This is a genomic window from Vibrio atypicus, from assembly GCF_009811315.1.
Lineage (GTDB): Bacteria > Pseudomonadota > Gammaproteobacteria > Enterobacterales > Vibrionaceae > Vibrio > Vibrio atypicus.
Map to the genome: position 1 here is coordinate 232,120 of NZ_BLID01000006.1, position 22,990 is coordinate 255,109.

21 protein-coding genes are annotated in these 22,990 nt (G+C 44.9%); 20 read left to right on the forward strand and 1 reads right to left on the reverse strand.

What is annotated here, in order from left to right; genetic code table 11:
• Positions 1–101: 101 nt before the first annotated feature.
• Entirely contained in the window at positions 102–980 is an 879-nt protein-coding gene (map, locus tag GVO60_RS14410; RefSeq protein WP_159655224.1) for a type I methionyl aminopeptidase, read from the reverse strand.
• 378 nt (positions 981–1,358) lie between these two features.
• On the opposite strand from map, the gene rpsB reads away from it, so the two are divergent.
• The 20 genes from rpsB to glnB all read left to right on the forward strand — a co-directional run bounded on the left by rpsB (position 1,359) and on the right by glnB (position 22,902).
• A complete protein-coding gene (gene rpsB / locus GVO60_RS14415; RefSeq protein ID WP_159655226.1) occupies positions 1,359–2,087 on the forward strand; it encodes a 30S ribosomal protein S2 in 729 nt (242 codons plus the stop codon).
• A gap of 131 nt (positions 2,088–2,218) precedes the next feature.
• A complete protein-coding gene (tsf, locus tag GVO60_RS14420; protein ID WP_159655228.1) occupies positions 2,219–3,064 on the forward strand; it encodes a translation elongation factor Ts in 846 nt (281 codons plus the stop codon).
• Positions 3,065–3,213: 149 nt separating this feature from the next.
• The gene (gene pyrH / locus GVO60_RS14425) at positions 3,214–3,945 is read left to right on the forward strand and encodes a UMP kinase (protein ID WP_159655230.1); all 732 of its coding nucleotides are present in this window, start codon (positions 3,214–3,216) and stop codon (positions 3,943–3,945) included.
• 103 nt (positions 3,946–4,048) lie between these two features.
• Entirely contained in the window at positions 4,049–4,606 is a 558-nt protein-coding gene (gene frr / locus GVO60_RS14430) for a ribosome recycling factor (protein WP_159655232.1), read from the forward strand.
• Positions 4,607–4,704: 98 nt separating this feature from the next.
• Positions 4,705–5,460: an undecaprenyl pyrophosphate synthase gene (gene uppS / locus GVO60_RS14435; protein WP_159655234.1), complete on the forward strand. Its 756-nt coding sequence runs from the start codon at positions 4,705–4,707 to the stop codon at positions 5,458–5,460.
• An 11-nt stretch (positions 5,461–5,471) separates the two neighbouring features.
• Complete coding sequence (locus GVO60_RS14440; RefSeq protein ID WP_159655236.1) at positions 5,472–6,314, forward strand: phosphatidate cytidylyltransferase; 843 nt, start codon at positions 5,472–5,474, stop codon at positions 6,312–6,314.
• Between the two features lie 41 nt (positions 6,315–6,355).
• Positions 6,356–7,564: a 1-deoxy-D-xylulose-5-phosphate reductoisomerase gene (gene ispC, locus GVO60_RS14445; protein WP_159655238.1), complete on the forward strand. Its 1,209-nt coding sequence runs from the start codon at positions 6,356–6,358 to the stop codon at positions 7,562–7,564.
• Positions 7,561–8,919, forward strand: a complete 1,359-nt coding sequence (gene rseP / locus GVO60_RS14450; protein ID WP_159655240.1) for a sigma E protease regulator RseP — start codon at positions 7,561–7,563, stop codon at positions 8,917–8,919. Before ispC ends, rseP begins: the two co-directional genes overlap by 4 nt.
• Before the next feature lie 38 nt (positions 8,920–8,957).
• On the forward strand, positions 8,958–11,369 hold the full coding sequence (bamA, locus tag GVO60_RS14455; protein WP_159655242.1) for an outer membrane protein assembly factor BamA: 2,412 nt from the start codon (positions 8,958–8,960) through the stop codon (positions 11,367–11,369).
• A 17-nt stretch (positions 11,370–11,386) separates the two neighbouring features.
• On the forward strand, positions 11,387–11,896 hold the full coding sequence (locus GVO60_RS14460) for an OmpH family outer membrane protein (RefSeq protein ID WP_159655244.1): 510 nt from the start codon (positions 11,387–11,389) through the stop codon (positions 11,894–11,896).
• A 6-nt stretch (positions 11,897–11,902) separates the two neighbouring features.
• Positions 11,903–12,934 carry a UDP-3-O-(3-hydroxymyristoyl)glucosamine N-acyltransferase gene (lpxD, locus tag GVO60_RS14465; RefSeq protein WP_159655246.1) on the forward strand — a complete coding sequence of 344 codons (1,032 nt, stop codon included), beginning with the start codon at positions 11,903–11,905 and terminating at the stop codon, positions 12,932–12,934.
• A gap of 97 nt (positions 12,935–13,031) precedes the next feature.
• On the forward strand, positions 13,032–13,484 hold the full coding sequence (gene fabZ / locus GVO60_RS14470) for a 3-hydroxyacyl-ACP dehydratase FabZ (RefSeq protein ID WP_162596548.1): 453 nt from the start codon (positions 13,032–13,034) through the stop codon (positions 13,482–13,484).
• A gap of 1 nt (position 13,485) precedes the next feature.
• Entirely contained in the window at positions 13,486–14,274 is a 789-nt protein-coding gene (gene lpxA / locus GVO60_RS14475) for an acyl-ACP--UDP-N-acetylglucosamine O-acyltransferase (RefSeq protein WP_159655250.1), read from the forward strand.
• Positions 14,275–14,348: 74 nt separating this feature from the next.
• Positions 14,349–15,491, forward strand: coding sequence for a lipid-A-disaccharide synthase (gene lpxB / locus GVO60_RS14480; protein ID WP_159655252.1), 1,143 nt, complete (start codon positions 14,349–14,351; stop codon positions 15,489–15,491).
• Positions 15,488–16,108, forward strand: coding sequence for a ribonuclease HII (gene rnhB, locus GVO60_RS14485; RefSeq protein ID WP_174855892.1), 621 nt, complete (start codon positions 15,488–15,490; stop codon positions 16,106–16,108). The genes lpxB and rnhB overlap by 4 nt, the downstream gene beginning before the upstream one ends.
• Positions 16,109–16,196: 88 nt before the next feature.
• Positions 16,197–19,676: a DNA polymerase III subunit alpha gene (gene dnaE, locus GVO60_RS14490; RefSeq protein ID WP_159655256.1), complete on the forward strand. Its 3,480-nt coding sequence runs from the start codon at positions 16,197–16,199 to the stop codon at positions 19,674–19,676.
• Positions 19,677–19,711: 35 nt separating this feature from the next.
• Entirely contained in the window at positions 19,712–20,671 is a 960-nt protein-coding gene (gene accA / locus GVO60_RS14495; RefSeq protein ID WP_159655258.1) for an acetyl-CoA carboxylase carboxyl transferase subunit alpha, read from the forward strand.
• Positions 20,672–20,773: 102 nt separating this feature from the next.
• Positions 20,774–22,078 carry a tRNA lysidine(34) synthetase TilS gene (gene tilS / locus GVO60_RS14500; protein ID WP_159655260.1) on the forward strand — a complete coding sequence of 435 codons (1,305 nt, stop codon included), beginning with the start codon at positions 20,774–20,776 and terminating at the stop codon, positions 22,076–22,078.
• A 65-nt stretch (positions 22,079–22,143) separates the two neighbouring features.
• A complete protein-coding gene (locus GVO60_RS14505; RefSeq protein ID WP_159655262.1) occupies positions 22,144–22,458 on the forward strand; it encodes a c-type cytochrome in 315 nt (104 codons plus the stop codon).
• Between the two features lie 105 nt (positions 22,459–22,563).
• Positions 22,564–22,902 carry a nitrogen regulatory protein P-II gene (gene glnB, locus GVO60_RS14510; protein WP_053396781.1) on the forward strand — a complete coding sequence of 113 codons (339 nt, stop codon included), beginning with the start codon at positions 22,564–22,566 and terminating at the stop codon, positions 22,900–22,902.
• Positions 22,903–22,990 lie beyond the last annotated feature (88 nt).

Sequence of the window (22,990 nt, forward strand, 5' to 3'; positions counted from 1 at the left end):
CAGCGAGTCCATGCAAAGTTGTCCTGAGGACCAATCTATCAGACTTAAGGGGATAAAAAAATATCCCCGAAAATCGGGGATATTTGAAGTGATTGTATTGATTATGCGTTGTTCATCATTCGAGGAATGGTGTCATCGCTGCGAAGAGTGAGAACCTCACAGCCTGTGCTGGTTACCAAAATCGTGTGCTCATATTGAGCCGATTTCTTCGCATCACCGGTGTACACCGTCCAATCGTCTTCTGCATCAACCGTTACACCGAATTTACCTGCGTTAATCATTGGTTCGATGGTAAAACACATGCCTTCTTTGAGTACGCGTCGGTCACTGTTTTTGTAGTGAACGATTTGTGGCTCTTCATGGAACTCGTTACCGATACCGTGACCACAGAAATCTTTTACAATTGAGAACTTGTTACGTGGGTTCTTTTTATTGTTTTCTTTGATGTATTTCTCGATAGCTGTACCGATATCACCAACTGTTGCACCTGGCTTCACTTTACGCATGCCAACATACAGAGCTTCTTGTGTCACCATGCATAGACGCTTATCCGCTGGTGATACATCGCCGACAAAGAACATTTTCGACGTGTCACCGTGGTAGCCGTCTGGGCGAACGCTTAGGTCGACCCCCTCTTCGTTTGGAATGATGACGGTAATATCTACGTTGATGATATCGCCATTTTTCAATACAGCAGGCTTCAGTTGGCCATTGCTGCCGACTTCATCTACGCTTGCCGGAATGCCGTGACAAACAATGTGATTAATCGAGGTACAAATTGATTTAGGGAAACCGTGGTAATCAAGTGGAGCTGAGTAAGCACCTTTCTCAATCCCATAATCGTGACAGATCTGGTTCAGTTGATCTGTGGTAACACCCTCTTTAATGTGGGGTTCGATCATCTCCAGGATTTCAGCGGCCAACGCGCCCGCTATGCGCATACGTTCGATTTCTTCAGCTGTTTTGATCTTGATTGACATCGGCTTTCTCTTACTTACTTCGGTAGCACCCTCTGGTGCGAATGGGCGCATTCTAACAGGAAGATGTCAGAATGTGTAATGGTGCCAAATCCCTATTACATATAGGGTTGTATGATTTAGACGCTGTTCGAGGATTTTTTCTCCTATTGCAAAACAGTTTTTTTACTAGCCATATAGGGCAAAAATATGGTATAAAGCGCGCCGGAAATGTGGTCAGTTCTCTTCGTTTCTCAATGATGAAGCGGCGAAGCTGGTCAGTTCCACATAAACTTTTATCTTTAAATCACACACATTCCGACACATATTCCGGGGTGCTGGGCAGAAGCCTAGTCGGAGTTATGGGGAATGTGGAGGCCTAACCCCATAGAGGATTATAAAATGGCAACTGTATCAATGCGCGATATGCTTAAAGCTGGTGTTCACTTCGGTCACCAAACTCGTTACTGGAACCCAAAAATGAAGCCATTCATCTTTGGTGCTCGTAACAAAGTACATATCATCAACCTAGAAAAAACTGTACCAATGTTCAACGAAGCTCTAGCTGAACTAGCTAAAGTTGGCGAGAAGAAAGGTAAAGTACTTTTCGTAGGTACTAAGCGCGCTGCATCTGAAGCTGTTAAAGAAGCTGCAATCGCAAGCAACCAGTACTACGTAAACAACCGCTGGTTAGGCGGCATGCTTACTAACTACAAAACTGTTCGTCAGTCAATCAAACGTCTAAAAGAGCTAGAAGCTCAATCTCAAGACGGTACTTTTGACAAACTAACTAAGAAAGAAGCTCTAATGCGTACTCGTGAAATGGAGAAGCTAGAGAAGTCTCTTGGTGGTATCAAGAACATGGGCGGCCTACCAGACGCTCTATTCGTAATCGATGCTGATCACGAACACATTGCGATTAAAGAAGCAAACAACCTAGGTATTCCAGTTTACGCTGTGGTAGATACTAACTCTAACCCAGACGGCGTTGACTACATCATCCCAGGTAACGACGATGCGATCCGTGCGGTACAGCTTTACCTAAACGCTGCTGCAACTTCAGTAACTGAAGGTCGTAACAAAGACGTAGCTGTTGCTGCTGAAAAAGATGGTTTCGTAGAAGCTGAATAATAGCGGCTCCGAGTCACACTTAGTCTATGTGCAACTTAGTTGTCGCATAAACTGAGTTATAGTTATCAGCAGGGGCCGAAAATGTAGGCCCCTGTTTTTTACCTTATTTCGAATCAACCGAGGAATAGAGAATGGCAACTGTAACTGCTGCTCTAGTTAAAGAACTTCGCGAGCGCACTGGCGCTGGCATGATGGAATGTAAGAAAGCGCTTGTAGAAGCAAACGCTGATATCGAACTAGCAATTGAAAACATGCGTAAATCTGGCGCAGCGAAAGCAGCTAAAAAAGCTGGTAACGTTGCTGCTGAAGGCGCGATCATCATCAAAGAAGAAAACGGCGTAGCTGTTCTTCTTGAAGTTAACTGCCAAACTGACTTCGTTGCTAAAGACGGTAACTTCACTGCATTCGCAGAAAAAGTAGCGCTTGACGCTCTAGCTTCTAAAGCTACTGCTGAAGAGCTAGTTGCTAAGTTCGAAGAAGAGCGTGTTGCTCTAGTTGCTAAGATCGGCGAAAACATCAACATCCGTCGCGTTGCTTACGTTGAAGGCGCAGCAATCGCTTCTTACCGTCACGGTGAGAAAATCGGTGTAGTTGTTGCTGGTGAAGGCGACGCAGAAACTCTTAAGCACGTTGCTATGCACGTTGCTGCTTCTAAGCCTGAGTTCGTTAACCCAGAAGACGTACCAGCTGACGTAGTTGCTAAAGAGAAAGAAGTTCAAGTTGAAATCGCTATGAACGAAGGCAAGCCTCAAGAAATCGCTGAGAAAATGGTTATCGGCCGCATGAAGAAATTCACGGGCGAAATCTCTCTAACAGGTCAAGCGTTCATCATGGAACCTAAGAAATCTGTTGGCGAAATTCTTAAAGAGCGTGGCGCTTCTGTTTCTACTTTCGTTCGCCTAGAAGTTGGTGAAGGTATCGAGAAAGCTCAAGAAATGAGCTTCGCTGAAGAAGTAGCAGCTGCTCAAAAAGGTTAATCCTTAGAGACGCGTACAAAGTTTAGACCGTAGCCAAGGCTGCGGTCTTTTTATGACTACCAGTTAAACGTTTAACCGTGATGAATGAAGATTGAATAGTCTTTATTCATGACTGTTAATCAATAACTCTCTTTTGGAAGGTAAACTCCATGACAACGAACCCTAAACCAGCGTATCAACGTATTCTGTTAAAACTGAGTGGTGAAGCACTTCAAGGCGAAGATGGTTTCGGCATTGACCCAGCGGTTCTTGACCGTATGGCGCAAGAAGTAAAAGAGCTGGTTGAACTTGGCGTTCAAGTTGGTGTGGTTATCGGTGGTGGTAACCTTTTCCGTGGTGCTGGCCTTGCAGAAGCAGGTATGAACCGCGTTGTTGGTGACCACATGGGTATGCTAGCAACAGTAATGAATGGCCTTGCAATGCGTGATGCACTTCACCGCGCTTACGTAAACGCTCGCGTAATGTCTGCAATTCCACTGAAAGGTGTGTGTGACGATTACAATTGGGCCGATGCAATCCGCGAACTTCGTCAAGGTCGCGTTGTTATCTTCTCAGCAGGTACAGGTAACCCATTCTTCACAACAGATTCTGCTGCATGTCTACGTGGTATCGAGATCGAAGCTGACGTAGTTCTAAAAGCAACAAAAGTAGACGGTGTATTTACGGCTGACCCAGTAGCAAACCCAGACGCAGAGCTGTATGATAAGCTTTCATTCAACTCAGTTCTTGAAAAAGAGCTGAAAGTGATGGATTTGGCAGCATTTACATTGGCTCGTGACCACAAAATGCCAATTCGCGTATTCAACATGAATAAGCCAGGAGCACTTCGTCGCGTGGTAATGGGTGAAGCAGAAGGCACGCTAATCAGCGACGCAGAGTAACTCCAATCACCGTAGTGTAATGGAAAATTATGCTACGGTATTGCCTTTTGAAGACTCCAACTTAGGCTTTCTTCGAGAAAGATTTACACATTAAGGTGATATTGTGATTAACGAAATCAAACAAGACGCTCAAGAGCGCATGGAAAAAAGCGTAGAAGCGCTAAAAAACAACCTTTCTAAAGTTCGTACAGGTCGTGCGCACCCAAGCCTACTATCTGGTATTTCTGTTGAGTACTACGGTGCACCAACACCTCTAAACCAGGTAGCGAACGTTGTGGCTGAAGATGCTCGTACACTAGCAATCACAGTATTTGATAAAGAGCTGACTCAGAAAGTTGAAAAAGCGATCATGATGTCTGACCTAGGCCTAAACCCTATGTCTGCAGGTACAATCATTCGCGTTCCACTTCCTCCGCTAACGGAAGAGCGTCGTAAAGACCTAGTGAAAATTGTACGTGGTGAAGCTGAAGGTGCTCGTGTTGCTGTACGTAACATCCGTCGTGACGCAAATGGCGATCTAAAAGGTTTGCTAAAAGACAAAGAAATTTCTGAAGATGAAGACCACAAAGGTCAAGATGAAATTCAAAAGCTAACTGACGCGGCTGTTAAACAGATCGACGAAGTGTTAGCAGCGAAAGAAAAAGAGTTGATGGAAGTCTAATTCTCCAGAATCTCTAATCTTAAAGAGCGCTGTGCTCGCAGCACAGCGTTTTTTTATGCTACTCTCTGTCCTTTGCTGTTTACCTATCAATTTCTTATATGCAAAACTCACATCTCTCTCCAGAAGTTCTTCCTCAACATATCGCAATTATCATGGATGGCAATGGCCGTTGGGCGAAAGCACAGGGTAAGCCTCGTGTATTTGGCCATAAAAATGGTGTTGCAGCGGTTCGTAAAACGATTTCTACTTCTGCGAAACTTGGTATTAAAGCGATTACCCTGTTTGCGTTTAGCAGTGAAAACTGGCGTCGACCTGAAGAAGAGGTGGGTGTGTTGATGGAGCTATTTATTACCGTTCTATCGACGGAAATTAAAAAGTTGCACAAAAATAACCTACGATTACGAGTTATTGGCGATACTTCGCGATTCAATAGTCGGTTACGTAAGAAGATTGCTCAAGCTGAAGAGTTAACAGCAGGTAATACCGGTACAGTGGTTAACATTGCGGCCAATTACGGTGGTAAGTGGGACATTACTGAGGCGACGAAAGCGATCGCTTCAAAAGTAGCAGCAGGTGAATTAAACGCTGAAGAGATTGACGAAGCGTTGATCACTCAGCATTTGACTATGTCAGATCTACCTGAAGTAGATCTTATGATTCGAACTAGTGGAGAGTGTCGAATCAGTAACTTCATGCTTTGGCAAATGGCGTACGCAGAGATGTACTTTACGCCAATTTTCTGGCCAGAGTTTGATGAAAATAGCTTAATTGAAGCAGTGACTTGGTTTGTTAACCGCGAAAGAAGGTTTGGTTGTACCGGTGAACAAATCAAGGCATTGATGGAAAGCGAATAAAGGATTCAAGTTTGAAACAAAGAATAATAACAGCGCTCATCCTTGCTCCATTGGTGATCTTGGGTATTTTTGAGCTATCTTTGCCATTATTCTCTCTTGCTATCGGCGCAGTGATGCTGATTGGCTTTTGGGAGTGGACTCAATTTGTTGAGGCTAAATCTCGCTATGTCGCTCTTATCCCAGCTTTGGTTGTCAGTGCGCTCAGTCTTATGGTTATCCCTTTTGATGCAGACAGCCTAAATCAAGTCACACAGCCGCATTACCTCATGTTAGCGGCAGGCTGTATTTGGTGGATAGTATCCAGCTTGTTGGCGATTACATACCCTAAATCGGCCAGCTTATGGCAAAACTCGGCTCTTCTACGCCACGCTTTTGGTATTTTAACTTTGTTACCTTTCTTCTGGAGTGTGTTACTTCTGCGTGCCGAAGGGATCGAAACAGACGCATACCATGGTTCAAAACTCGTGCTTTATGTGTGCTTTATTGTCTGGGCGGCAGACAGTGGTGCTTACTTTACAGGTAAAAGCATGGGTAAACGCAAAATGGCGCCTCATGTGAGCCCAAACAAGACCATCGAAGGTTTGATTGGTGGGATTGTTACAGCAATTCTTGTTGGATGGGGTACGGCGACTTGGTTCGATATTGAATTTACCAGCCCATTAGTGATGATTTCGATTACACTGATTACAGTTGTTATCTCAGTTTTGGGTGATCTGGTAGAAAGCATGTTTAAGCGTGTTTCGGGTATCAAAGACAGCAGTAATATTATCCCAGGTCACGGCGGTGTTCTTGATCGTATTGATAGTTTGACTGCTGCATTCCCTGTTTTTGCATTTCTTTACTTCATTTTCTAGGCAAGCTTCGGCTTGCCTAAGTCACAACTCGGTTTCTTGCTATGCGTAAGCTAACAATATTAGGTGCAACTGGCTCTATCGGTGCAAGCACGTTTAAAGTCATCGAACAAAACCCTGAACAGTTTTCTGTTGTTGCACTAGCAGCGGGCGGTAACGTAGAGAAAATGCGTGACCTGTGCGTGAAATGGCAACCTAAGTACGCAGTGATGGCGTCAGATTCAGCCGCAATACAGCTGAAGAAGCAACTTGCTGAACTTAAGGTGGCAACGGAAGTGCTCGCGGGTATTGATGCTATGTGTCAGGTTTCGTCAACAGATGAAGTCGATACCGTCATGGCTGCGATTGTTGGAGCGGCAGGCTTGCTGCCAACGATGGCTGCGGTGAAAGCCGGTAAGCGAGTGCTACTTGCGAATAAAGAAGCGTTAGTGATGTCTGGTCAGCTGTTTATCGATGCAGTCAAAGAGTCTGGCGCAGAGCTCATGCCTGTAGATAGCGAACACAACGCAATCTTCCAATGTTTGCCAAGCGATATTCAAACTAACCTTGGCCGTTGTGATTTAAATCAGCACGGAATTTCGAATATCCTGTTGACTGGGTCTGGCGGTCCATTCCGCTACAGCGACATCGATTCGCTAAGTTCAGTAACACCAGAGCAAGCGATCGCTCACCCAAACTGGTCGATGGGCCCTAAAATCTCCGTTGACTCTGCGACCATGATGAATAAAGGTCTGGAGTATATCGAGGCAAAATGGCTTTTCAATACTCAACGCGATCAGCTTAAAGTGTTGATTCATCCTCAATCGGTGATTCACTCTATGGTCCAATACAAAGATGGCTCTGTCTTGGCACAAATGGGTGAACCTGACATGGCTACTCCGATTGCACTAACACTTTCTTATCCTGAGCGAGTTTCTGCTGGTGTTGCTCCATTGGACTTCACTAAAGTGGGTGAGTTGACTTTCCTTAAGCCAGATTACAATCGCTACCCATGTCTTAAATTGGCCATTGATGCTTGTTATGAAGGCCAGCACGCCACAACGGCATTAAATGCGGCTAACGAGATTGCTGTGGCGGCTTTTCTGAATCGTCAGCTGTCATTCACCGATATTGCGGTGATTAATCAATCAGTTCTGACGAAAGTGTGTGCTGATACCTCTCAGTCGCACTGTAGCGACTTGGAAAGCCTTCTCGAGCTAGATAGAATGGCTAGAGATTTAGCAACGAAATGGGTTAGTGAGCGTAAGTTATGACGGGTATTTTGTGGAACTTTGCGTCTTTTATCATTGCGCTAGGCATTTTGGTTGCAGTTCATGAGTTTGGTCACTTCTGGGTTGCACGTCGTTGTGGCGTAAGAGTCGAGAAGTTTTCCATTGGCTTTGGTAAGTCAATTTGGAGCAAAGTAGGGAAAGATGGTACTGAGTACAGCATCTCAGTTATTCCTCTAGGTGGCTACGTTAAAATGCTCGATGGGCGAGTTGATGATGTGTCTGAAGCCGACCAAGAATTCGCGTTTGATAAAAAGCCGCTTTGGAAACGCAGTGCAATTGTCGCTGCAGGTCCTGTATTTAACTTTCTATTTGCGATAGTCGCGTATTGGCTTGTCTTCATGATCGGTGTTCCTGCTGTCAAACCTGTGGTTGGCCAAGTTACGCCTTACTCAATTGCTGCAGAAGCGGGTCTCGAATCGGGAATGGAACTTAAATCTGTTTCTGGCGTCAAAACCGCAGATTGGGAATCGGTGAATATGGGGCTCATTTCCCACATCGGTGATGAACGTCTTACAATGACGGTTGCTCCTGCTGATGGTGTAGGTATTGAGCAAACAATCACGTTTGACCTAACCAAATGGAACTTTGACCCTGAACAGCAGTCTGCTATGTCAGCGTTAGGTTTTGTTCCATTTACGCCAGAAATCTCAACGACATTAATCAATATTACAGAGGGCAGTGCAGGTGAGCGTGCTGGCCTAAAAGAGGGTGATACATTAGTTACTATCGACAACAAACCCATTGAGGTTTGGCAACAAGTAGTCGATGCAATTCAGAAGCACCCTAACGCACCGTTAGCTCTAGAAGTGCTACGAGATGGTGAAAAGATAACGTTGACGATTGTGCCAGATAGCCGAGAAATGAAAGGCAAAGGTGAAGTCGGATTTGCGGGAATCGCTCCAGAGGTCGCAGAATGGCCGCAAAGTTATCGCTTCGACTTACAATTTGGTGTAATTGATTCTGTCGGGAAGGCCGTCGAGAAGACTGGACAAGTGATTGACCTAACAATCAGCATGTTGAAAAAACTGATTGTTGGTGATGTAGGACTTAACAACCTAAGTGGCCCAATTTCGATTGCAAAAGGGGCAGGGACAACCGCTGATTACGGTCTAGTCTACTTTTTGGGCTTCTTAGCTCTAATTAGTGTCAACTTAGGGATAATTAACCTTGTGCCGTTACCTATGTTAGATGGCGGACATCTATTGTTTTTTGCTATTGAGGCTGTAATAAGACGCCCAGTCCCTGAGAAAATTCAGGAAATGGGATACCGCGTTGGCGGTGCAATTATCTTCTCTCTTATGGCAGTGGCAATTTTCAATGATTTTGCTCGTCTATAACTGGGCAAAGGTTGTAGTAAGGAATAACTAAAACAAATATGGCGATGAAAAAGATTCTGCTTGCCACGCTGCTTGCAACAAGCGTAAGTGCACATGGTGCTGAGAACTTTGTTGTTCAAGATATTCAAGTTGATGGCTTACAGCGTGTGACACTCGGTGCTGCGCTATTGAAAATGCCCGTTCGTATCGGCGATACCGTCGATAATCAGGATATCTCCCAAATCATTCGTGCTTTGTATGCGTCAGGCAACTTCGAAGACATTAAGGTGTTACGTCAAGACAATGTACTAGTAGTGCAAGTTAAAGAACGTCCAACTGTGTCGAGTATCTCCTTCTCTGGCAACAAAGCGATCAAGGAAGAGCAGTTACAGCAAAACCTTGAGGCGTCAGGTGTTCGTGTCGGTGAAGCGCTTGATCGCACTACATTGGCAAACATCGAGAAAGGCCTTGAAGATTTTTACTACAGCGTTGGTAAATACAATGCGAACGTAAAAGCTGTAGTAACTCCGCTACCACGAAACCGTGCAGACCTGAAGTTTGTCTTCTCGGAAGGTGTTTCGGCGAAAATTCAGCAAATTAACTTTATCGGTAACGAAGTTTTCACTGACGAAGATCTTTTAGGCCGCTTCGAGTTAAACGTGGATGTGGCATGGTGGAACTTCTTATCTGATGATAAGTACCAGAAGCAAGTTCTTGCCGGTGATATCGAAGCGTTAAAATCGTATTACTTAGACCGTGGTTACTTGAAATTTAAAGTAGATTCTACACAGGTCTCAATTTCTCCTGACAAAAAGGGCGTATACATTACCCTTGGTTTAGAAGAAGGTAAGCCATATAGCGTTAAGGATGTGAAATTCCGAGGCGACTTAGTGGTAGGTGAAGATGAGCTCGATGATCTCGTTTCATTCGAAATGGGTGAACTGTATAACGGTTCTGCTGTCACAAGCCTAGAAGAAAACGTAAAACGTCTATTGGGTGAAGCGGGTTACGCTTATCCACAGGTCCGTACGATTTCTGAGTTTGATGATGAGACTCAAGAAGTGTCATTGGTTGTGAATATCGAAGCAGGTAAACGAATCTATGTTCGTGACATTCGTTTCGTTGGTAACAACTCAACTAAAGATGAAGTTCTGCGTCGTGAAATGCGTCAGATGGAAGGCAGTTGGTTAAACTCGAAGTCTATTGATACCGGTAAAAACCGTTTGAACCGTCTTGGTTTCTTCGAAACCGTTGATGTACAGACTGTTCGTGTTCCTGGTAGCGAAGACCAAGTGGACTTGGTCTACAGCGTCAAAGAAGCAAACTCAGGCAGCGTTAACTTTGGTATCGGCTACGGTACAGAATCTGGCGTGAGCTTCCAAGTTGGTCTTCAGCAAGACAACTTCTTAGGTTCGGGTAACCGTGTTGGTATCAGCGCGATGATGAACGACTACCAGAAAAACGTAAGTCTGGATTATCGTGACCCATACTGGAACTTAGATGGTGTGAGCCTAGGCGGTAAGATCTTCTACAATCAGTTCGAAGCATCTGAAGCAGGTATTGTTGACTATACCAACGAAAGTTATGGCACAAGCTTAACGTGGGGTTTCCCATTTGATGAGTTGAACCGCTTTGAATTTGGTGTTGGTTATACCCACAACAAGATCGGTAATGTACCAACGTATGATCAAGCTCAGTTATTTGCTCAAAGTATCAACCAGGCTGATGGTGACATCATTACCAATGACTTTGACGTGAATGCTTCTTGGACACGCAATAACTTGAACCGTGGTTACTTCCCAACGGCAGGTAACTACCAGCGCGCATTTGCCAAAGCAACAGTGCCAAGCTCAGATGCTCAGTATTTTAAGCTTCAGTATGATGTGCGTCAGTACATTCCGTTAACGAAAAAGCATGAATTCACGCTATTGATGCGCGGTCGTCTTGGTTACGGTAACGGCTATGGTCAAACGGATGGTAACGATAACTTGTTCCCATTCTATGAAAACTACTATGCTGGTGGCTTTACAACGTTACGTGGCTTCCGTTCAAATACTGCGGGTCCAAAAGCGGTTTACACGGTGAACAGTAATCCATCAATTTGTAGCAGTTCATCATGTGTGAATGCGACAGACGACTCTGTAGGTGGTAACGCAGTGGCATTGGCAAGCTTAGAGCTGATTGTTCCAACTCCATTTGCTTCTGATGAAGCGCGTAGCCAAATTCGAACCAGTATGTTCTTAGATGCAGCAAGTGTTTGGGATACTGAATTCGTTTACAACGAAAGTGCGTCTTCAGATCGCTACTACATGGATTACTCAGATCCAACTAATTACCGTGCATCTTACGGTGTTGCATTGCAATGGATGTCGCCAATGGGACCTTTGGTCTTCTCGGTAGCGAAACCAATTGAAATTTACGAGGGTGATGACGAAGAATTCTTCACTTTCACTATCGGCAGAACCTTCTAATTCAAAGGAAATATAAAGTGAATAAAACGATTAAAGCGGCTGGTCTTGGCCTTCTAGTAATGACATCTTCTCTATTTGCACAGGCGGCTGAAGCGGCGCAAAAAGTGGGGTATGTAAATACTGCTCAAGTCTTCCAGTCTCTTCCTCAACGTGAAGTTGTGCTGCAAAAGATGCAAGAAGAGTTCAAAGACAAGGCGGATGAACTTAAGTCTATTCAGGCTCAAGCTAAGACAAAAATTGAAAAGCTTAAGCGTGACGGCGAGCTACTAGGTCAAGAAGAAATCGAAAAGCTTCGCATTGAAATTGGCCAGCTAGACAGCAAGTACAAAATCAAAGCACAAGCGCTAGAGCAAGCATCTGCACGACGTGAAGCTCAAGAGAAGCAAAAACTATTCAAAGTTATTCAAGACGCTGTGAAGAAAGTCGCTGAAAAAGAAGGCTACGATATCATTGTTGATATTCAAACAATGCAGTACGGCAAGCCTGAATTCAATATTTCAGAAAAAGTAATCAAACAACTAAAATAATCGTTTATGACAGCAATCTCTTTAGCCGAATTGGCAACTATTACTGGGGGGGAGCTACACGGTGACGCAAATGCAATGGTCACTATGGTAGCGCCAATGGATAAAGCTCAGGAAGGTCATGTGACGTTCCTGTCTAATCCTAAATACGCGAAACACCTGGCAAACTGTCAAGCGACAGTTGTCATGGTGAAAGAAGCGCAACGAGAAGCTTGTACTGGCAATGCCTTGGTTGTTGCTGACCCATACGTTGCGTTTGCGAAAGTTGCGCAAGCTTTAGATACCACACCAGCACCAGCAACGCTAATTGCACCGTCAGCGGTGGTTGCAGATGATGCCATGGTTGGTGAAAACGTTTCAATTGGCGCGAATGCGGTGATTGAGTCGGGAGTTGTGCTAGGAGATAACGCTGTCATTGGCGCAGGTTGTTTTATTGGCAAGAACGCAAAAATTGGTGCGTACACGAAACTATGGTCAAATGTCAGCATTTACCATGAAGTAGTCTTGGGCGAGCACTGTTTAGTTCAAGCCAATACGGTAATCGGTTCAGATGGTTTTGGCTACGCGAACGAAAAAGGTGAGTGGATTAAGATCCCTCAACTTGGCACCGTTGTCATCGGCAACCGAGTCGAAATCGGTTCATGTACTACGATTGACCGTGGCGCGCTGGAAGACACGATTATTGAAGATAACGTGATTCTAGACAACCAATTGCAGATCGCCCACAACGTACAGATCGGATATGGTACAGCCATGGCCGGTGGTACGATTGTTGCTGGCAGTACCAAAATTGGTAAATACTGTATTATCGGTGGTGGTACCGTAATCAATGGTCATATTGAGATCGTTGATGGCGTGACAATCACAGGTATGGGTATGGTTATGCGTGGTATTTCAGATAAGGGTATGTACTCATCTGGTATCCCATTACAGCCAAATAAAGAGTGGCGTAAAACAGCAACTCGAGTTCATCGAATTGATGACATGAACAAGCGCTTGAAAGCGGTTGAGAAGCTGTTAGAACAGAACGAAGAATCTTGATTCCAATTCTGATCAAAAAGGCTCGCGAATTGCGGGTCTTTTTCGTCTATAATGCCAGCCAGAAAACATATTTAGCATTCGATATAGGAATATGACTTTGACTACTGAAAAGAAAACGATGGACATCACTGAAATTCAGGAACTGTTACCACATCGCTACCCATTCTTACTGATTGATCGCGTGACAGACTACCAAGAAGAGAAGTACCTGACCGCGCTTAAAAACGTTTCAGTGAATGAACCTCAGTTTACAGGTCATTTCCCTCAACTACCTGTATTCCCAGGTGTACTGATTCTTGAAGCAATGGCTCAGGCAACTGGCTTACTTGCGTTTAAATCATTTGGTGCGCCTTCTGAAAATGAGTTGTACTACTTTGCAAGCGTAGATAAAGCAAAATTCCGCAAGCCAGTAGTACCGGGTGATCAGCTGATCATTGAAGTAGAATTTGTAAAAGAACGTCGTGGCATTGCTGCATTTAACGGTGTGGCGAAAGTAGACGGCGAAGTTGTGTGTTCAGCTGAACTGAAATGTGCTCGTCGAGAGTTTTAATATGATTCATGAAACGGCTCAAATACACCCTTCGGTAGTTATTGAAGGTGATGTGACAATTGCAGCGAACGTGACCGTTGGCCCGTTTACTTATATCTCAGGTAAGATTGAGATTGGTGAAGGTACAGAAGTCATGTCACACGTTGTTATCAAAGGTCATACAACTATTGGTAAGGACAACCGTATTTTCCCTCATGCTGTTATTGGTGAAGAAAACCAAGATAAGAAGTATGGCGGCGAAGAGACGACAGTGGTGATTGGTGACCGAAACGTGATTCGCGAAGCGGTACAAATCCACCGTGGTACGACACAAGATAAAGCAACAACAGTGATCGGCGACGATAACTTACTATGTGTAAATGCGCACATTGCACATGATGTTATTGTCGGTAACCACACTCATGTTGGTAACAATGCTATTCTTGGCGGTCACGTAACGGTAGAAGATTACGCTGGTGTGATGGCGTTATCAGCGATTCACCCGTTTTGTAAAGTGGGGGCTTACAGCTACATCGGCGGTTGTTCTGCTGTTGTTAAAGATGTGCCTCCTTACGTACTTGCGCAGGGTAACCACGCAACACCATTTGGCTTAAACCTTGTGGGTTTGCAACGTAATGGCTTTGAAAAAGCTGAGCTACGTGCGTTGCGTAATGCTTATAAAGAGTTCTACCGTTCAGGTAAAACTCAAGTTGAAGCGAAAGAAGTACTGGTGGAGATGGCAAAAGACTGGCCGTCAATTAAGCATTTCTTAGACTTTGTGGAAACTTCTGAGCGTGGCGTTATTCGCTAAGCTTGTTGGGTAATGGATTAAAAAAGATCGCAGCCTTTGGTTGCGGTCTTTTTGTGTTTATATAGTGACTGATTATGGAAAGACCTTTAAGAGTCGGTATCGTTGTTGGTGAGTTGTCAGGTGATACGCTAGGCGAAGGCTTTATTAAAGCCATTCAACAACAATACCCGGATGCAGAGTTTGTCGGTATTGGTGGCCCGAAAATGATGGCGCTGGGTTGTCAGTCGCTATTTGATATGGAAGAGCTGGCCGTGATGGGGCTGGTCGAAGTATTAGGTCGATTACCGAGATTACTCAAAGTGAAAGCTGAGCTCGTAAAGTATTTCACTCAGAACCCGCCGGATGTGTTTGTTGGTATTGATGCGCCAGATTTCAATTTGAGGCTCGAGCTGGATCTGAAAAAATCGGGAATCAAAACGGTTCATTACGTGAGTCCATCAGTGTGGGCTTGGCGACCTAAGCGTATTTTTAAAATCGACAAAGCGACAGATCTTGTTCTTGCCTTCTTACCTTTTGAAAAAGCGTTTTATGACAAGTATCAGGTGGCGTGTGAGTTTGTTGGTCATACCTTGGCGGATGCAATTCCTCTTGTGCCTGATCAGCAAGCGGCAAGAGATCTACTCCAACTTGAACAAGATAAGCGATGGCTAGCGGTGCTGCCCGGTAGCCGTGGTGGTGAAGTGGGCTTAATTGCTCAGCCGTTTATTGAAACCTGCCGCCAAATAAAGCAGAAGTTTCCGGACATCGGTTTTGTTGTCGCTGCAGTAAACGATAAACGTAAACAGCAGTTTGAAGAAATTTGGCAGCAAACAGCTCCGGAGCTCGATTTTGTCATTGTACAAGACACCGCTCGTAACGTGATTACTGCGGCTGATGCTGTTTTGTTGGCTTCTGGCACAGTGGCACTGGAATGCATGCTGCTTAAAAGACCTATGGTGGTGGGCTATAAAGTGAATCGCTTCACTGGTTGGTTAGTACAGAAGCTAGCGATTACTGAGTATGTTTCTTTGCCTAATATCTTGGCTGGAGAAGAGTTAGTTAAAGAGTACATCTTGGATGAATGTGATCCGCAATTTCTTGTTCCGGCAGTTGAAGATATGTTAAGTCGTAATAACGATGAGCTGATAGCACGCTTTACCGATATGCATCACTTGATCCGCAAAGATGCAGATGTCCAGGCAGCTAAAGCCGTTCTCACTCTAATTGGTAAAGAATAATGGCAAAAGAGAAACAAGAATTTCCTCCGTTTGAGTATCCACAAGGCTATCAATTAGTTGCCGGCGTAGATGAAGTTGGGCGAGGGCCTTTAGTTGGCGATGTGGTTACAGCAGCAGTGATTTTGGATCCGAATAACCCAATAGAAGGGCTCAATGACTCTAAAAAACTCTCTGAGAATAAGCGTTTAGCCTTACTACCAGAGATCAAAGAGAAAGCACTGGCTTGGTCTGTTGGCCGCTGTTCTCCAGAAGAAATTGATCAGCTCAATATTCTTCAGGCGACTATGGTAGCAATGCAACGTGCCATTGAAGGTCTGCCTGTACAGCCAGATTTAGCTTTAATAGATGGTAATCGTTGCCCAGCGTTGCCGATGGACTCTCAGGCAGTGGTTAAGGGCGACTTACGTGTTGCTGAGATCAGTGCCGCTTCCATTATTGCAAAAGTGGTTCGCGACCAAGAGATGGAAGAGCTCGACAAACTTCACCCAGAATTTGGTTTTGCCAAACACAAAGGCTACCCAACCAAGGCGCATTTTGAAGCAATTGAACAACACGGTGTCATAGCGCAACACCGTAAAAGCTTTAAACCGGTAAAAAAAGCACTTGGTTTAGATTAGCAACTCGATATGGGGTGTATCTACGATCTAGTATCACGTAAAATACCCCCATTCCCTTTCCGATTAAGCACTATTTGCGGAACTATTCATGTCAGATCCTAAGTTTGTCCACCTTCGAGTACATAGCGACTTTTCCATGGTCGATGGCCTTTCTAAAGTGCCACCTTTGGTTAAGAAAGTGGCCGAAATGGGAATGCCAGCGGTAGCGCTTACGGATTTCACCAACTTATGCGGGTTGGTGAAGTTCTATGGTACGGCTCACGGTTGTGGTATTAAGCCGATCATCGGCGCCGATTTTGCTATGCAGTCGGACGTATTTGGTGATGAGCTTACTAAGCTGACCGTATTAGCAGCTGACAATGCTGGGTATAAAAACCTGACACTATTGATCTCTAAAGCGTACCTACGTGGCCATGTACAACATCAGCCTGTTATCGACCGAGAATGGTTAATTGAGCTTGCTGAAGGCTTGATTATATTGTCAGGTGGTAAAAGTGGTGAGATTGGTAAAGCACTGCTTAAAGGTAATCATAAGGTCGCAGAAGGATGCGCTGAGTTTTATCAAACTCACTTCCCGGATCGCTTCTATCTTGAGCTTACTCGTACAGGTCGAGCGGATGAAGAAAGTTATCTTCATTTTGCGCTTGAGTTTGCTGATAAGATGGAATTGCCTGTTGTTGCAACTAATGATGTGGTCTTTCTTGATGATAGCTTGTTTGATGCGCATGAAATCCGAGTTGCGATCCATGATGGTTATACATTAGAAGATCCTCGTCGTCCTAAAAACTACAGCCCTCAGCAATATCTGCGCAGTGAAGAAGAGATGTGTGAGCTTTTCGCCGACATCCCTGAAGCACTAGAAAACAGTGTTGAGATTGCTAAGCGTTGTAATGTGACGGTATTGCTAGGTGAGTACTTCCTACCAGCCTTCCCTACAGAAGGGATGGAAGAGACCGAGTTCTTAGTTAAAAAGTCAGAAGAAGGGCTTGAAGACCGACTCGAGTTCCTATTCCCAGACCCTAAGGTTCGTGAAGAACGACGCCCGGAATACGATGATCGCTTGAAAGTTGAACTTGAAGTAATCAATAACATGGGATTCCCTGGCTACTTTTTGATCGTTATGGAGTTTATCCAGTGGTCAAAAGATAACGATATTCCTGTTGGCCCAGGCCGAGGCTCTGGTGCCGGCTCCTTGGTGGCTTATGCCTTGAAGATCACCGATCTTGATCCACTGGAATATGATCTGCTGTTCGAACGTTTCTTGAACCCAGAACGTGTTTCCATGCCCGATTTCGACGTCGACTTCTGTATGGATAAACGTGACCAAGTGATCGACCACGTAGCAGAAATGTATGGTCGCGATGCGGTATCTCAGATCATCACTTTTGGTACCATGGCGGCGAAAGCGGTAATCCGAGATGTTGGTCGTGTATTGGGGCATCCGTTTGGTTTTGTTGATCGCATCTCAAAGCTGGTTCCACCTGACCCTGGTATGACGCTCGAAAAAGCATTTAAAGCAGAGCCAGCTCTACCGGAGCTGTATGCGGCAGATGAAGAGGTCAAAGAGCTGATCGACATGTGTCGTATTCTGGAAGGGTGTACACGAAATGCCGGTAAGCATGCGGGTGGTGTTGTTATCTCGCCAACGACGATTACTGACTTTGCGCCTATCTATGCCGATGCGGAAGGTCACTTCCCGGTAACCCAGTTTGATAAGAATGACGTAGAAACCGCTGGTCTGGTTAAGTTCGACTTCTTAGGCCTACGAACACTAACCATCATTGATTGGGCACTAGGATTGATTAACCCTCGACTTGAAAAAGAGGGTAAAGCTCCTGTTCGCATTGAGTCGATCTCACTCGAAGATGAGGCTTCATTCCGTTTACTGCAAAATTCAGAAACCACCGCTGTGTTCCAGCTCGAATCGCGTGGTATGAAGGATCTAATTAAACGTCTTCAGCCAGACTGTTTTGAAGATATCATTGCACTGGTAGCACTATTCCGTCCGGGTCCACTTCAATCGGGTATGGTAGATAACTTTATCGACCGTAAGCATGGTCGAGAAGCGGTTTCTTATCCGGATGAAACTTGGCAGCACGAGTCACTGAAAGAGACTCTGGATCCGACCTACGGCATCATCCTTTACCAAGAACAGGTAATGCAGATCGCTCAGATCCTAGCGGGTTATACGCTGGGTGGCGCAGACATGCTACGTCGTGCGATGGGTAAGAAAAAACCAGAAGAGATGGCCAAACAACGCGGTACCTTTAAAGAAGGTGCAGAAAATAACGGCGTTGACGGCGAACTGGCAATGAAGATCTTCGACTTGGTAGAGAAGTTCGCAGGTTATGGCTTCAACAAATCGCACTCAGCCGCTTATGCTTTGGTTTCGTATCAAACACTGTGGTTAAAAACGCATTATCCTGCGGAGTTTATGGCTGCGGTAATGACAGCGGATATGGATAACACTGAAAAGGTCGTTGGCCTAGTTGATGAGTGTATCCGTATGAAACTTAAAGTGTTACCGCCTGATATCAACGCAGGTTTATACCGATTCAACGTCGACGAAGATGGCGCAATTGTTTATGGTATCGGTGCGATTAAAGGTGTGGGTGAAGGCCCGATCGAAGCGATTTTAGAGTCGCGTAATCGAGATGGTCACTTTAAAGATCTATTTGATTTCTGCGCTCGTATTGATCTGAAAAAGGTCAACAAGCGAGTGATTGAAAAACTGATTTACGCTGGAGCTCTAGACCGTTTAGGTCCGCACCGTGCGGCAATGATGGCATCGTTAAATGATGCTGTGAAGGCAGCTAGCCAACATCACCAAGCGGAAGCTTTTGGACAGAGTGACTTATTCGGTGTATTAACTGAAGCACCGGAAGAAGTTGAACACAAATATACCAAAGTTCCGCCGTGGCCAGAGAAGGTTTGGTTAGAAGGTGAGCGTACAACGCTTGGACTTTATTTGACCGGGCACCCAATTAACGCCTATCTAAAGGAACTTGGTAAGTACACCAGTTGTCGATTAAAAGACGCAACACCAACAAGACGAGATCAAAGCTTAACGGTTTCTGGCCTTGTGATTGCCGCTAGAGTGATGACGACCAAGCGCGGTACGCGAATAGGTTTGATGACACTCGATGATCGCAGTGGTCGCATGGAAGTGATGTTGTTCTCAGATGCGCTTGATAAATACGCTGAAATGCTCGAACAAGACAAAATTTTAGTCGTTTCGGGACAGGTCAGCTTTGATGATTTCAATGGTGGTCTTAAAATGTCCGCGCGCGAGGTTATGGATCTCGGCGCAGCTCGCGAAAAATACGCGCGTGGATTATCCGTTTCGATTGAGGAATCTCAAATCGATGGACAGTTTTTTGAGCGCTTTAGTCAAATACTAGAGCCTCATCGGGCGGGAACCGTTCCTGTCCATGTATACTACCAACGCTGCGATGCCCGTGCGCGTCTAACGTTAGGTACCGAATGGCGAGTTACGCCAAGCGATGCATTAATAGATGATTTAAAACAACTGCTTGGCAACGGCCAGGTAGAACTCGAATTTAACTAAATTTGGCACGAAGCCGAATCAGAAAGGATCGATAGATGAGCCTGAACTTTTTAGAATTTGAAAAGCCTATCGCAGAACTAGAAGCTAAGATTGAAGCACTGCGCGATGTTTCTCGCCACGGTGGTGAATCTGGTGTGGATCTAGATAAAGAGATCGAACAGCTAGAGAAAAAAAGCCTAGAGCTTAAGAAAAAAACCTTTAGCGATCTTGGTGCATGGGAAACAGCTCAACTTGCTCGTCACCCTCAGCGTCCTTACACGCTTGATTACATTCAGCACGTATTTACAGAATTTGAAGAGCTAGCGGGCGACCGCGCTTTTGCTGACGATAAAGCGATCGTTGGCGGTATGGCTCGCCTTGATGGCCGCCCGGTGATGATCATCGGTCACCAAAAAGGCCGCGAGACAAAAGAAAAAGTAAAACGTAACTTTGGTATGCCTAAGCCAGAAGGTTACCGTAAAGCACTGCGTCTTATGGAAATGGCTGAGCGTTTCAACATGCCAATCATTACCTTCATTGACACGGCTGGTGCGTACCCTGGCGTTGGTGCAGAAGAACGTGGTCAATCTGAAGCTATTGCGAAAAACTTGAAAGTGATGGCGGGTCTAAAAGTGCCTGTTATCTGTAACGTTGTTGGTGAAGGCGGTTCAGGTGGTGCACTAGCAATTGGTGTCGGTGACTACGTAAACATGCTTCAGTACTCAACGTATTCTGTTATCTCTCCTGAAGGTTGTGCTTCAATCCTATGGCGCGATTCAGACAAAGCACCACAAGCGGCAGATGCTATGGGCCTAACAGCTCCTCGTCTAAAAGAGCTTGAGCTTATCGATGAAATCATTGAAGAGCCTCTAGGTGGCGCGCACCGTGACCACGTACAAATGGCTGAGAACATGAAAGCGAACCTGCTTAAGCAGCTAGATGAACTGGCACAATTTGATAACGATTCATTGCTTGAGCGTCGTTACCAACGTCTGATGAGCTACGGTTACTGTTAATCGTAAGATAATTTGATGAGAAAGGCTGAACTTAGGTTCGGCCTTTTTTATTGCTCAATGTTAGACTAATGCTAACGTAAAATTCCCTATTGTTTTCAGGTTATGAATTTATATCTCCAGTTTTCTTCTGTCATTCAACGCTATATAAAGCCGCACTCGCGATTGGTGCTGGCGTTTAGTGGTGGAGTTGACTCACGTGTGATGTTGGAGTTATTGGCTGAATATCAGAGGCAATACAATGTCTCGTGTCTTGCGGTACATGTTCATCATGGTCTTAGTGAGAATGCAGATACATGGGCTCAGCAATGTAAAGCGTGGGCCGAGCAGCTTAATGTCGACTTTCGACTAGAAAAGGTTTCTCTTGAGCTTGAGCGGCGAAGCCTAGAAGAGTGCGCTCGTGAGGCGAGATATCTAGCTCTTTCTGCTCACTTACAAGTCGATGATTTGCTGTTAACTGGGCAACATGGTGATGATCAACTGGAAACCTTTTTGCTGGCACTTAAGCGTGGTAGCGGCCCCAAAGGGTTGTCTGCCATGGCGGAAGCTAAAGCATTTGGCACAGGGAGATTGGTGAGACCGTTACTGGCGATTAAACGGAGCGAAATTGAAGAGTATGCTCAGCAGCATGGGCTAGATTGGCTGGAAGATGAAAGCAATCAGGATACTCGCTTCGATCGAAACTTCATTCGTCATCAAGTTTCTCCTGTTTTAGCCGAGCGTTGGCCTCACTTCTCACAGGCTGTTCAACGTAGCACGCAGTTATGCGCTGAGCAAGAAGCGCTGTTAGATGAACTGATGAGTGATAAATTTAAGAGTTTGTGCAATGGCGATGGAAGTTTATCAATTGACGGTATGATCGCCGTGAGCGTTTTAATGCGTTCTCGACTGATTCGTATGTGGTTGGCAACTCATCACGCGCGAATGCCAAGTCGTGAGCACGTAGAGAAAATTTGGCTGGAAGTGGCGATGGCGCGTCAAGATGCGAACCCACTTTTAAATTTAGCTGATGGGCAAATCCGCCGATATGAACAGAAATTATATTGGCTTGAGAGTTCGCTCGATATTACCGAGTGGCAGCAAGCGATTTGTGTGGATGGGGAGGTGAACTTACCTGACTCATTAGGCTCACTTAGCCTTAAGAGTAGTAGCCAAGGCCAACTCTCTTTATCTGCGCTACAAACGGGTCAGTTAAGAGTGATATTCAACCCAGAAGGGTTAACTGCTCATCCTGTTGAACGTGGGCACAGCCGGAAGTTAAAAAAACTGTTTCAAGAGTATAAGATCCCCAGTTGGCAGCGAAGACGAATGCCCATTTTGATGTGCGGCGATCAAGTGGTCGCTATTGCAAATTTATTTATTGATCATCGATTTATAGGTCAAGATTGTGAACTTATCTGGGACAAGTAAACTATCTTTGTGTCAGAATCGTATAGATAAAACACACAGAAGAAGTGGACTTATAAGGAAGAGCAATGAAAAAATTCGCTATTGGATTGGTAATCGGAATGGGCCTAATGAGTGGTCAAGTTATGGCGGCTGGTGATGTGGCTGCAGGACAAGCAAAAGCCGCAATTTGTGCTGCTTGTCATGGCGCTGATGGTATCGCGATGATTCCTGGTTACCCTAATCTTAAAGGCCAGAATGAGCAATACATTATTACTTCGATCAATGCATACAAAAACAAAGAACGTAATGGCGGTCTAGCGGCAGTAATGCAAGCTCAAGCGGCAATGCTGAGTGATGCTGATATCGCAAACCTTGCAGCATACTATGCAAGTTTGAAATAAGCACATTTTAAGTAGTATATTAGCCTGAGCTCAGATAGCTCGGGCTTTTTATTGCCCAGGGAACGTGGGATAATGGATTAATTCACTGAAGTTTAAGGGATGAACATGAAAAAAATTGAAGCCATCATCAAACCATTTAAGTTAGATGATGTTCGTGAAGCATTGGCTGAAGTCGGAATTACCGGTATGACGGTTTCTGAAGTTAAAGGTTTTGGCCGTCAAAAAGGGCACACTGAACTTTACCGTGGTGCTGAGTACATGGTGGATTTCTTGCCAAAAGTGAAGTTAGAAATCGTCGTGACGGATGATGTTGCTGAGCAATGCGTTGATACGATTGTTGAAACAGCACAAACCGGCAAGATCGGTGATGGCAAAATCTTCATTACAGATGTAGAGCGTGTTGTACGTATCCGTACTGGTGAAGAAGACGAAGACGCGATTTAAGCTCAATCGACGCATATTAAGATTCAAATCGTATCTGTTTATTATTCAAGGAAGAGCCGCTAGGCTCTTTTTTATTTTGTGAGAAGTG